We start from the raw sequence: 12962 nt of genomic DNA on the forward strand, positions 1-12962 counted from the left end.
GGCAATATACCTTCTTTTAAATTAAGAATTTTCAGTTAATTTATGTTATAATTTTAAATTATCATCTACAATAACTTTTTCTCTAGAACTTTTTCTTTCAACCTCTTTACTTCTTTCTTCCCAAAATGTTAATCCTTCAATCCCCACATTTTTAGGATTAAATACTGGATCTTTCCCTTCTTTTTTCTGCGTTTCATAGTCTTTTAACACTTTTAATGCAATTTTACTTAATAATAGAATCGCGATTAAGTTTAACCATGCCATACTACCGATTCCTAAATCTCCGAGATTCCATAAAAGCGACGCTGATTCAACACTACCGATGTAAACCATAATTAAAAATCCAAATTTTAAAACTGGTTTTAACCAGCCATACTTCAATTGACGATCTAAATAAGTAAGCGTCGTTTCAGCGATATAGTAATAAGCGAGTAACGTTGTAAATGCAAAAAAGAAAATTGCAATTGAAATAAATATTGGACCAAACCCTGTCATCACAGTTTCAACTGCTTGTTGCGTATAAATTGGACCTGCTTCCACATTTCCTATGTTTTTTACAATAGCGCGTTTCCCTTCAGGTATAACATTATACATACCTGTAATTAATATCATAAGAGCTGTCGCTGTACATACGACAATTGTATCGATATATACGGAAAACGCTTGAACTAATCCTTGTTTTGCAGGATGCGATACTTCAGCAGCAGCCGAACTATACGTCGCTTCTCCGACACCAGCAACGTTTGAAAATACAGCGCGTTTTACGCCCCATGCAATAGCTGCACCAACAATTCCACCAAACATTTCATTTACACCAAATGCGCTAGAGAAAATTAAAGCAAACATACTTGGAATCTCCGTTACATTCGCAATTAATATGATACATGTAACAATTACATAACCAATTGCCATAAATGGAACAAGCATTTGAGAAACGCCAGCAATTCTCTTTACACCACCAAAAATAATTGCTGCTAGTAACACGACTAAAAATATACCAGTTATATATTTGTTAATACCATTAGAGTTTTCAAATCCAACTGCGATACTACTAGATTGAATACCTGGTAATAACACGCCATATGAAAGTGTTACAACTACCGCTACAATGACTGCAAACCATTTCATTTTTAAACCTTTCTCAATGAAATATGGAGTACCGCCGCGATATTCATTCCCTACTTTACTTTTGTATACTTGAGATAATGTTGATTCAACAAACGCGCTCGCTGCCCCTAACAAAGCCATTACCCACATCCAAAATACAGCTCCAGGCCCGCCGAAAGCGATTGCTGTCGCTACCCCTGCGATATTACCAATTCCAACTCTTCCTGATAAGGCTAAACAAAATGCCTGAAAAGATGATATTCCCGTCTCTGAACTCTTTCCTTCAAATAATAGTTTAATCATCTCTTTAAAATAACGAATTTGCAAAAAGCGTGTTGCAATCGTGAAATATACGCCTGCCCCTAATGCAAAAACAACTAAACCGATACTCCACACTTGCCCTACTAACCATTCTACTAAATTCTCCATCCAAATCCCCCTTATCATTCTTTTGAAAAACAATTTTGTATATAAGAAAACGGACAACTATTATCAAACTTTCTAGTTGTCCGCATCTTTCATTATTTCATCCCTCAATTTTTGTCAGTAAAACGCCCTATTACTTTATATTTACCCAAACACTTTTCACTTCTGTATAATTATCAAGCGCATATGAACCTAATTCGCGGCCAATACCAGATTGTTTGTATCCACCAAATGGTGCAGCTGCATTTTCTAAGTTATAATCATTAATCCACACTGTTCCTGCTTTTAATTTATTTGCCACTTGATGACCCGTTTTGATATTTTGCGTCCATACACCCGCAGCAAGGCCATAAGATGAGTTGTTCGCTCGTTCAATTACTTCTTCTGTCGAATCAAATGGAAGTACAACAACAACTGGTCCAAATATTTCTTCCTTAACGATTGTCATATCGTCTGTAACGTCTGTGAATACAGTTGGCTTAACGAAATAACCTTTTTCAAGCGCACGTTCACCACCAGCCGCAACTGTAGCACCTTCTTTCTTCCCTTGCTCAATGTAATTTAACACACGCTCTTGTTGTTTCTTAGATACGAGTGGACCCATCTCCGTTCCTTTCTCCATACCTGCTCCAAGTTTTACGTTGTTCGCCATTTTCACAAGTGCATCTACTACAGTTTCATAATGTTTACGATGAACAAATACACGTGATCCTGCGCTACAATTTTGACCGTGATTATACATAATACCTTGGAATGCACCATTAATTGCTTCTTCCAAGTCCGCATCTTCTAAAATGATATTTGGTGATTTGCCGCCAAGCTCTAACGTTACATGCTTAATCATTTCTGCAGACTGACGCATAATATACTTTCCTGTAACAGTAGATCCTGTAAAAGCAACTTTATCAATGTCATGATGATTTACAATTGCTGCTCCTGCTTCAGGACCAAAGCCTGGTACAAAGTTTACAACACCGTTTGGAAATCCAGCCTCTTTAAAGAGTTTTGCTGTATATAGTAAGGATAAAGGTGTTTGCTCTGCTGGTTTTAATACGATCGTACAACCTGTCGCCAGTGCAGCTCCCATTTTCCAAGAAGACATAACGAGCGGAAAGTTCCACGGAATAATCTGACCTACAACACCTACAGGTTCATGTCTCGTATAGTTTAAGTAATCTTTTGAAATCGGGATTGTTTGCCCAATAATTTTTGTAGCCCATCCTGCGTAATAACGATAATTTTCTACAGTCGCTGAAATATCATCCTCAAGTGCTACTTGATACGGCTTCCCATTATCTAAAGCTTCTAATTGCGCTAACTCTTCTCTATGTTCTTCAATTAAATCTGCTAATTTATAAATAAGATGCGCTCTTTCAGCAGTAGTCATTTCTGCCCACGGACCAGATTTAAATGCAGATCTTGCTGCTTTTACTGCAGCATCAATATCCTCTTCTTGCGCTTCACATACGACTGCTAGAACATCTTCTGTTGCTGGATTGTACGTTTCAAACGTCTTTCCGCCAATAGCAGAAACAAATTCGCCATTAATAAACATTTTAATTTCTTCATTTAAAAACGCTTCCACTTTTGGTTTCAGCTCAATATTTGTCTTTAACATTATGTTCTCCTCCTTATTTAAACAGCTGCATGAGCTGCAATATTTGATAAAATCGTTTGAAGCTTTTGATCTTCGTTAACAGTTAATCCTAGTCTTGGATAGCGAGAAGGTCCTCCCGCTTGCCCATGTAATTCCATGGAACGTTTAACGATTTGAACATATTTCCCTGACCCTTCAAGAAACTCGCAAAGTGGTAAAATAGCATCGTTTATTTCCCATGCTTTTTCTAATTCACCATTTTGAAAATGCTCATACATTTTTGTAACGAGACCAGGAACGATATTTCCTGCTACTGAAACCCATCCCGAGGCACCAACTAAATATGATTCCATAACTAAATCTTCAGAACCACAGAAGACTTGGAAAGCCCCTTCACTTTGTCTTACTAAATCTCTTGCTTTTCGAATATCTCCGCTAGATTCTTTAATACGTGTAACATTTTCACAATTTTTTCCAATACGGAGCATTAGCTCTGTACTCATATCAACACCAGAAGTAAATGGATTATTGTATAACATAATTGGTATATTTACAGAGTTTGAGATTTCTTTAAAATGAAAATAAATCTCCTCTTCCTTCGGTTTACAATAGTAAGAGTTTATAATTAATGCACAATCCGCTCCGTGTGCTTCTGCATGTTTCGTATATTCAATTGTTTCTTTCGTCGTCTCTGCTGCAGTTCCAACAATGACTGGAATACGGCCATCAATTTCTTTCAACACGGTTTCTACCATTTTAAATCGCTCTTCTTTTGATAAACTTACAAACTCTCCTGTACTTCCATTAATGATGACACCTGCAACCTTTTGTTCGATAAAGTAATTTACATTTTGTTTTACCCCATCCCAATTAATTTCCTGAAATTCATCCATCGGTGTTATTAATACTGGAAATGCCCCTTTAATTTTTTGCATATTTATCTCTCCTTATCACATTTTATTTTAATAAGAACCCTGCCGGAAATGGATCCGTAGGGTCTAATAGAAACGTCTGCATTCCTGTAATAAATCCTCTACTTTCAAAACGGAAAATGTATCCTAGCTCCTCCTTCTTCACTTTTTCCACAGTTATAAAACTATTAAATATACTTTCATTTTTAAAAGGTTTATCCGCCGTATAATCATTTTTAAATAACGCATGAACATAGGAAACGATAGTAGAAACAAAACCTGGCGAACGTACGATAAAGTTATCTTCATGAAATGTAATCGACTTTATATGGTTCTTTTCTTTTTGCGAAGGATCTACTAAAATAAGCCTTTTTATTAGCGACTGTTTTTGTATAGCCTGCAGTGTAGCTTCTCCCCATCTTTTCAATTCTGGAATGTTTTCAACACGAATTTCTGGCGAATACGCACCTTTTTCTACAACTGCATATACTTTATCTGCTTGTATGAGAGAATAACTTACATTACCAACCTGTAAATTTTCCTCAATCAAATAGCAAAGTTTGCTTTCAAACGAAACAGATATAACTTCATCATTCTCTACATACGCATGAACTAAAAATATTCCAGATAACGTTTCAATTTTATATTGATTGGACTCTCTCTTTTTTAAATACCCACTTTCGAGTAACATCGTTATTACCGCAACAATGCCCCCATAATGAAGCGGAATCGAACCTTCATAATTAAAAAATAATACAGCTGCATCTACTTCATTATGGATAGATGGAACGACAATACACCCATTCAAACCAATAAAACCACGTGGTTCATTTAATAAAAGCTTCATCTCTTCTGCTAATTCACCTAAAAATTGTTCATTTAATTGCTCCAAACTGTAATAGTATTTGCATGGTACGTCCTTCATTACACGAAATGCCTCGCCATTTACATGTACGTCTACTGCTGTATACATTTTTTGAATGTTCATTTTATATCCTCCGTTTCATGTTCCATCGGCGGAATTAGCAAAAATCCTTCTTTGAGTGGATCCATTTCATTGTAAAAAAATTTATGCATACCCATAAGCCAAGCTGATCCCGTAATTTTCGTTATGACAGCTTCAATATTTTCAACATGTGTCGTATTCACGACATATCCTTTAAATAAAGAACCAACGATACTCTCATGAATGAACTCTTCACCAATTTTGATTTCTTTCTGAGCGTATAATACAGCTAGCTTCGCAGATGTTCCTGTACCGCATGGGGATCGATCTATTCCGCCTGGTGGTACAACAACTGTATTTTTCACATGCGCACATTCATGAGTAGCATCTGTATAAAATTCAACATGTGTTAATCCTCTAATAAACGAATACTCTGGATGAATGATTTCAAACTTCTCATTAATTGTGTTTCTTATATGAATCGCCTTATCGATGATTGTAGATGCATTTTCTGGTACTAATTCTAGGCCTACTGACTTCGCATCAATAATGGCATAAAAATTCCCTCCATACGCAATATCAGCCTCTACAGTTCCAATGTCTTTGACGTGTACAGTAATATTTTTCAATAAAAAAGCTGGTATGTTACAGAAAGATACCTCTTTTGCTTTTCCATCTTGAACAGCAATATCTACTTCCACTAAGCCAGCCGGGGTATCTAGTTTTAAAGAAGTAATCGGTTCAACTACTGGAATTAAACCTGATTCAACTAACGCTGTACATACACCGATTGTATCGTGACCGCACATCGGTAAGTATCCACCTGTCTCTATGTATATAACACCTATATCAGCCTCAGGATGACACGGGTCTGTTAATAATGCCCCTGACATTACATCATGACCACGCGGTTCATTCATTAACAATTTTCGAATCCAATCATATTCCTTTTTCATATGTAACATCTTCTCTGCCATCGTCTCTCCAATCAACTTTGGAAGTCCGCTAATTAATGTCCTCGTTGGATTCCCGCCCGTATGTGTATCAATAGTCGTAAAGACTCTTTGTGACCTCATCCGTTTAACACCCTTTCTGTAAAACGACTCAAACGAAGTGGTTCAATAGGAATAATTGTCTCTTTTTCATTTAATAACTCTTCAATTACTTTCCCAGTAACTGCTGCAAGACTAATCCCATCCCCTTCATGTCCAGCGGCAATGAAATAATTCGGAATATGTTCCACTCGTGAAATAATCGGCAAATGATCTTCTGTCCACGGACGTAAACCAGCGTAAGAACGAATTACCATCATATCTGCCATTTTCGGATAAAAGCGAATCGCTCTATTTGCGATACATTTAATGACTTCATTGTTTATTCTCGTATGAAACCCTACAAATTCACGACTACTTCCAATTAAGAAATTTTGACTTTCAGTAGGCTCAAATACGAGCGCAACCCCGTATTTTTCAGTTAAAGCATCTACTTTTCTTTTTCCGCCAAATTTAGAAATTAAATAACCGAATTCCATTACTTTACGGCATCCTACATGTTGTTGCCTTGATGCTACTATAATATGCCCTTTTCTCGGTTCAATTGGTATATTTACATTTAACATCTGACCAATCTTAGGAGCCCACACACCGGCTGCATTTACAACTTGTTTTGCTGTAAAAGTACCATTCGTAGTTTCTACAACAAATGAACCATTCGTCTCTATTTTCATACTCTTTACTTCGGTCTGCTTAAAGGCTTTTGCGCCAAACTTTTGTGCCTCTGACAGAAGCGAGAAAGCAAGGAGATATGGATTCACAGTTGAATCCGTCGCACATTCTAAACCGCCTAATAAATCATCAGCAAAAAAAGTCGACTCTTCTCTTATATCTTGCCTATCAAGCATTCGAAACGGTAATCCAGCTTCTTTTTGCCGATCTACCCATTGCTGCGCAGCTTCCATCTCTTCGTCTGACTCACATACGAGAATACTTCCTGGTGCCCTATATTCAAATGAATGCTCTAATTTTCCACTTAAATCAGTTACTAATTTTTGACTTACTAAAGACATTTGACTATCAAACCCTGGGTCTTTATCAATGGCCAAAATATTCCCATCACACCGTGAAGACGTCCCGCTGACAAATTCTCCTTTTTCAATGATTGTTACGTCTCTTCCGTATTTTGAAGTGTAATAAGCGATAGAACACCCTATTATTCCACCACCTATAATTAAAACGTCGCAGTGCCTCACAATATACTCCTCCTTTCCCTAAACCTCTCACTTTCTTTTATGCAATTGACGTGCCAATTCTGCACATATACAATTTCCATAAACAATATTTTTATTTGTAAAAATAATTCAAATTTATAGTAAATAGGTGTATTATTTTTTTATCACTGTCAAAATTTTTATACATAACGGGAGGATATTATGGCATTTTCATTTCCGACTATACAAGAGTTTTTGGAAAGTATTTTAATCGATCATACATGTAGCCTTAATCACATTAAGCAAGTAAACGGAAGGTTTTATTATCTCCCTTCTACTACAGAAGAATATAATTGCGCCATTATTTATGTAGATGACTCATTCACTGCATTAATTGACGCTTTTTCTTATGAATTAGCTGTTATCATCCTTAACGAAAACGATGAGCCGATATTCTGTATAACCTCTCAGCAAATGATTCCATTTCTTTATAAGTCCTACAATGAACTACAGTCATTTTATAACACCGTAATACAAACAACTGACTCTTCTGTTACAGTCATTGATAGTAAAGAATGCGTTCGAACTTGGACAGATGGTGCTGAAAAAATATTTTCAGTCAACCATAATGAGATTATTGGGCAACCGATTACTCGTTTTTTTGATTATAAAGACTTGGAAATTTTACAATCTTTACATGATGGAAAAAATATAGTCGCTCAGTTCCATCAGCCTCGTCCCGATTTATTCGTATTAATTAATTCAAATCCAGTTTATTGTAATGATGAAATTATAGGAGCAGTCGTTTCAGAAACAGATGTTACAAATCAAGTCGCTTTAAATGAAAAACTATTTAATATGTCACATGAAATGCACCGTTTAGAACAAGAAGTGGCAAAGTATAAAGATGAATCCGATCCATTCCTTGCGATGAATGGGAAAAGTCCTGTTATACAAAGAACGATACAATTAGCTAGAAAAGTTTGTTCGGTGAAATCAACTGTTTTAATACTTGGGGAAAGCGGAGTTGGAAAAGAAGTATTTGCGAAAGCAATTCATGAAGCAAGTGAAGCAGCGAAGGCGCCTTTCATTTCGATTAACTGCGGGGCAATTCCAGAAGCTTTATTTGAAAGTGAATTATTCGGTTACGAGCGTGGGGCCTTTTCTGGAGCGAATAGTAAAGGGAAAAAAGGTAAAATCGAACTCGCACAAGGCGGTACTTTATTCCTCGATGAGATTGGCGAAATGCCGCTCGATATGCAAGTAAAACTGTTACGTGTACTACAAGAACGAAAGTATTACCGAGTTGGCGGAGAAAAAGAAATTAATATTGATTTCCGCATTATCGCTGCTACAAATCGGGATTTACAAGAAGAAATGAGAAAAGGAACTTTCCGAGAAGATTTATATTATCGTTTAAATGTAGTTAGCCTGCATATTCCACCGCTGCGTGAAAGACGAGAGGATATTATCGAACTCACATACTCATTCTTAAACGATTTTTCGATCAACTATAACCGACCAATTCGTGACCTACCTTCAAGCATTATGCATGAACTGCTTCATTACAATTGGCCAGGTAATATTCGCGAACTTCGAAACGTTGTTGAACGGCTTGTGGTATTCGCAACAGACGGAATTATAAAACAAGAATATTTACCATTTCATACGACTGAAACTTTAGACAACCATACAGCTCATTCCCTATTACTCAGCAACAATAATACAATCCTTTCTTTACAAGAAGAGATGGATGAGCATGAGAAAAAAGTTATTGAAAGGGCTTTACGAATTTTAAATGGGAATAAATTAGAATGCGCAAAACAACTTGGCGTAACAAGGGCTACTTTATATAACCGTTTAAAGAAACTCGGACTTCAATAAAGAATCAGTATGCACCAATCAGGCGTTTACAGGTAGCCCTCTCCCCTCTATATTGGCATGATTTTTGCATATATAATTTGTGCAAACCGAACTAGAGGAGGAATACATATGACAAATAAAAACAACTTAATCGTTTGTCGTTGTGAAGAGGTTACATATGGACAACTTCAATCGACAATTGCTGAATATAACTGCTCGGCAAGAGAATTAAAACTAAGAACACGTGCTGGCATGGGATTTTGCGGTGGTCGCACATGCAGAATAATGATAGATCGAATGATAGAAAATGCGAATCCTGACGTAACTCTTAATGAACTACCGTTAAAATATCAACCACCAATACGTGCAGTTACTTTTGGATCGGTAGGTGAAAGTAAATGAATAGAATTACACATCACCCTATTTTAGGTACTTTACAAAGTAGTGAGCGTATTACTTTTCAATTTAACGGTCATCAATACGAAGCATATGAACATGAAACGATAGCTGCTGCCCTGTTAGCAAATGAAATACGGACATTAAGAGTTCATGAAGATAGCGGGACACCGCGAGGTATTTATTGTAATATCGGGCACTGTTCCGAATGCCGCGTGACAGCAAATAATCAAACAAATGTACGCGCATGCTTAACTGTTGTAGAAGAAAACATGGTTGTTGAAAGCGGGAAACAGCATCCGAATATCGTGAGAGAGATGGTGAAAAAACGATGAGTGATGTAATTATCATTGGTGCAGGACCAGCGGGATTATCTGCTTCTATCTCTTGTGCTCGTTTCGGACTAAAAGTGCTCGTTATTGATGAATTTATGAAGCCGGGCGGGAGATTGTTAGGACAGTTGCATCAAGAGCCTACTGGAGAATGGTGGAACGGAATAGAAGAATCGAAGCGACTTCATGAAGAAGCAGAATCACTTTCAGTACATATCAGGTGCGGTGTTTCGGTCTATAATTTAGATAAAGATGAAAACAATTGGTTTGTACATACTAATATCGGTACGTTAGAAGCACCGTTCGTACTACTTGCTACTGGTGCTGCGGAATATTCTATTCCCCTTCCAGGCTGGACACTTCCAGGAGTGATGTCAATTGGAGCAGCTCAAGTTATGACAAATGTTCATCGCGTGCAAGTTGGAAAAAAAGGAATCATTATTGGTGCTAACATTTTGTCTTTCGCCATTTTAAGTGAATTGCAATTAGCGGGAATTAAAGTAGATCATATTGTACTCCCTGAAAAAAGCGAGTTAAGTCAAAAAGCTGGTGAACCTGAAGAAGTTTTAAACTCTCTTTTAAATGCAGCACATCTCGCTCCTTCTGCTATTTTACGAATAGGTAGCCACTTTATGAAATATGATTGGATTCGAAAAGCTGGATTAACATTCTATCCAAACAGCGGAATGAAAATAAACGGAACGCCACTTCACCTTCGGAAAGCAGCTCTTGAAATTATCGGAACAGATCAAGTTGAAGGTGTACGTATTGCTAATATTGACTCTAAAGGAAATGTTATTAATGGATCAGAGAAAATATATGAAGCAGATTTTGTTTGTATTGCCGGGGGATTATACCCACTTGCCGAACTTGCAGCTGTAGCTGGTTGTCCCTTCCATTACATTTCAGAATTAGGTGGACACGTTCCTCTCCATTCCGAAACAATGGAAACCCCTCTTCCAGGTTTATTTGTAGCTGGCAATATTACAGGCATTGAAAGCGGAAAAATTGCGATGGCGCAAGGAACTGTTGCAGGTCTATCAATTGCTAAATATGCAAGTAAAAAACGTGATATAGTCGACCAACAATTATATCACGCCATTCAAAACGTTCACTTTGTTCGTCAGAAAGCTGCAATTCAGTTTAATCCGATGGTAGATATCGGTAGACGAAAGATGAATAATTTATGGCATAAATTCCAAACAAATTATAAAGATTTCTATAAACAACAAGAAATTATTTAATAAGACTTATTTGTCAAAAAGCTCCCCTTATCAAAAATATAAGGAGAGCTTTTCAAATTATTTCACTTCGATTGTCCAATCACCATCAGCTTGAATAGTGAATATATGTATACCGTTTTCTTTTACAGGTACTTTTTTCGTAGTATCGGCAGCACCAATTTCATTAAATATCATGCTATCGTTTAAATCAACTACAAAATTACTTTCACCATTCTTATGTACACCATGCAATTCTTTCAAACCTTTTTCAAGCTTCACAAAAACAACATCAGATCCGTGACCACTAATTGTTCCTGGAGCTGTTACTACTTTATCTATTGGAATAGACTGAGACATATTCACTTTCCAGTGACCATCTGCCATTGGATTAATAAAATATTTTCCACTCTTGTTTAATAAAACTACACGTTTTTCTTTTCCATTACCAATAAAATTCGAAAGTGAACCAGAGTCATTACCTTGTTCATCTTTTAACTCTAGAATTGCATTACTTTCTCCTGTATGTTCTACTTCCGCAATAACAAATCCGGATTTTAACTCAAAAAAATCAGAAGAATTCGCGCCATCACCTTCTAACGAAACACTATGATCTTGTGATAATCTCTCCACTGCACTTTTTTCTTTTATCTCTTTAGCTTTCAGGCTAGTTTTTGCTGTTTGCTGTTCAGTATTGTTATCTTTTTTTTCGTTCGCTTGTACATCTTTTGTTTGCTCCGTTGAATTACAAGCAGTTAAAGATAAACATACCGCAGCTATTGTTGCTAATAATTTCTTTTTCATAATATCCTCCTATTAATATAAAACATTCTTAATAAGAATAACATATTTTTACCAATTCATTCATTTATTAATAATTGAATTTTATCCCAAAATAGGAAACATACTAATAATAGAAATTAAAATAAAAAAACTGCTAGAGCATGAAGCCCTAACAGTCTTATTGTTCGTCACTATTAATTTTCGCTAATGCGTAAATACCTTCTTCATCATCTAATTCAAGTTGTAATCTCGCTGCGAATGAATTGACATTATATTCTCTGTCAAGCAATAAGCGTAATGCTTCGATTAAGTTTGCTTGAATTAAAATTTGCTGGCGACCATTTACCTCTACTTCCGCAGAGAAACCGTAGTCATCGTCATACATGAGTTCAACTAACACTTCTTCTGGACCCACTTGTCTTTTTTCAGCTATATATACGCAAAGCGCATTTATTAATTCTTGTTCAGAAATTTTTATTGTTTCCATGCTACTTCATCTGCCTTCTTTTTACGTTGGTCTTTGAAGTATTTAAATGCACGAACTGCTAACATTACGATACCAGCCATTACTAACATATTTACCATAAACGCTAATACAGAACCAAGAGCTCCCATATTTGCAAATAAGCTACCCATTAGTAAACCACCAAGACCACCTAGTAATAAACCTTTCATAAAGCTTCCTTTATTACTTTTTGGTGCTGTGTTTGTTGCTTTCGTTTTTGAATCTGGAGTCGTTTTTTGAGAATTTACATTTGAGTCTTTTTTGTTTAAATCAACTTTTGACTTTTGACCTGAACTTGGTGTAAATGATTTTTTACCAGATTTGTAACTTTTCGCTGCCGCATGATCTACGAACATAAAGCTGCTAGCCCCAAAGATAACCATAAATGCTGTCATTACTGCTACAAGTTTTTTCAACATATTATATCCATTCTCCTTTTATATAGATATATGTGAAATCTATCTTTCTAGTAAATTCAGAATGATAGATTTGTTTTTAAGAACATTTTAAAGGTTCTTATGAACTTATTATATGAACTTTTGTCGAAATATGCAAGTATTATTTACTTCCGACAGTTTGGTGACAAAGGAAAAATTAAGCAAAACAGAATTGACTTTAAATGAAACAAAACATATTATAAGTTCATAAGAACTTTTTATTATTTTGGAGG

General features: G+C 36.1%; 13 protein-coding genes. 4 read left to right on the top strand and 9 right to left on the bottom strand.

From position 1 onward, the window contains the following. Positions 1-45: 45 nt before the first annotated feature. The 6 genes from MR167_RS11060 to MR167_RS11085 form a co-directional block, all read right to left on the bottom strand. On the bottom strand, positions 46-1536 hold the full coding sequence (locus tag MR167_RS11060; protein ID WP_000429519.1) for an alanine/glycine:cation symporter family protein: 1491 nt from the start codon (positions 1534-1536) through the stop codon (positions 46-48). A gap of 130 nt (positions 1537-1666) precedes the next feature. Then, positions 1667-3151, bottom strand: a complete 1485-nt coding sequence (locus tag MR167_RS11065) for an aldehyde dehydrogenase family protein (RefSeq protein WP_242314621.1) — start codon at positions 3149-3151, stop codon at positions 1667-1669. A 17-nt stretch (positions 3152-3168) separates the two neighbouring features. Next, positions 3169-4065 (bottom strand): 4-hydroxy-tetrahydrodipicolinate synthase, encoded by an 897-nt coding sequence (gene dapA, locus MR167_RS11070; RefSeq protein WP_001169453.1) that lies wholly within the window; start codon positions 4063-4065, stop codon positions 3169-3171. 22 nt (positions 4066-4087) lie between these two features. Next, positions 4088-5029 carry a proline racemase family protein gene (locus MR167_RS11075; protein ID WP_242314623.1) on the bottom strand — a complete coding sequence of 314 codons (942 nt, stop codon included), beginning with the start codon at positions 5027-5029 and terminating at the stop codon, positions 4088-4090. Further along, entirely contained in the window at positions 5026-6063 is a 1038-nt protein-coding gene (locus tag MR167_RS11080) for a proline racemase family protein (protein WP_001257537.1), read from the bottom strand. The genes MR167_RS11075 and MR167_RS11080 overlap by 4 nt, the downstream gene beginning before the upstream one ends. Next, positions 6060-7235 carry an NAD(P)/FAD-dependent oxidoreductase gene (locus MR167_RS11085; RefSeq protein WP_242314625.1) on the bottom strand — a complete coding sequence of 392 codons (1176 nt, stop codon included), beginning with the start codon at positions 7233-7235 and terminating at the stop codon, positions 6060-6062. Before MR167_RS11085 ends, MR167_RS11080 begins: the two co-directional genes overlap by 4 nt. A gap of 180 nt (positions 7236-7415) precedes the next feature. Between MR167_RS11085 and MR167_RS11090 the strand changes: the two genes are divergently transcribed. From MR167_RS11090 to MR167_RS11105, 4 genes are all read left to right on the top strand, one after another. Continuing rightward, entirely contained in the window at positions 7416-9077 is a 1662-nt protein-coding gene (locus MR167_RS11090) for a sigma-54 interaction domain-containing protein (protein WP_000885737.1), read from the top strand. A 108-nt stretch (positions 9078-9185) separates the two neighbouring features. Next, positions 9186-9458 (top strand): (2Fe-2S)-binding protein, encoded by a 273-nt coding sequence (locus MR167_RS11095; protein WP_000182619.1) that lies wholly within the window; start codon positions 9186-9188, stop codon positions 9456-9458. Continuing rightward, on the top strand, positions 9455-9787 hold the full coding sequence (locus tag MR167_RS11100) for a (2Fe-2S)-binding protein (RefSeq protein WP_242314627.1): 333 nt from the start codon (positions 9455-9457) through the stop codon (positions 9785-9787). Before MR167_RS11095 ends, MR167_RS11100 begins: the two co-directional genes overlap by 4 nt. After that, a complete protein-coding gene (locus MR167_RS11105; RefSeq protein WP_199670083.1) occupies positions 9784-11028 on the top strand; it encodes an NAD(P)/FAD-dependent oxidoreductase in 1245 nt (414 codons plus the stop codon). The genes MR167_RS11100 and MR167_RS11105 overlap by 4 nt, the downstream gene beginning before the upstream one ends. Positions 11029-11085: 57 nt before the next feature. On the opposite strand, the gene MR167_RS11110 is transcribed toward MR167_RS11105, so the two are convergent. From MR167_RS11110 to MR167_RS11120, 3 genes are all read right to left on the bottom strand, one after another. After that, positions 11086-11808 carry a hypothetical protein gene (locus MR167_RS11110; protein WP_242314629.1) on the bottom strand — a complete coding sequence of 241 codons (723 nt, stop codon included), beginning with the start codon at positions 11806-11808 and terminating at the stop codon, positions 11086-11088. Between the two features lie 157 nt (positions 11809-11965). Then, the gene (locus tag MR167_RS11115; protein ID WP_000447761.1) at positions 11966-12274 is read right to left on the bottom strand and encodes a YxcD family protein; all 309 of its coding nucleotides are present in this window, start codon (positions 12272-12274) and stop codon (positions 11966-11968) included. After that, the gene (locus tag MR167_RS11120; protein ID WP_000914478.1) at positions 12262-12711 is read right to left on the bottom strand and encodes a hypothetical protein; all 450 of its coding nucleotides are present in this window, start codon (positions 12709-12711) and stop codon (positions 12262-12264) included. Before MR167_RS11120 ends, MR167_RS11115 begins: the two co-directional genes overlap by 13 nt. Positions 12712-12962: the final 251 nt, after the last annotated feature.

The sequence above is a fragment of the Bacillus cereus group sp. BfR-BA-01355 genome (assembly GCF_022663675.1).
Classification (GTDB): domain Bacteria; phylum Bacillota; class Bacilli; order Bacillales; family Bacillaceae_G; genus Bacillus_A; species Bacillus_A thuringiensis_S.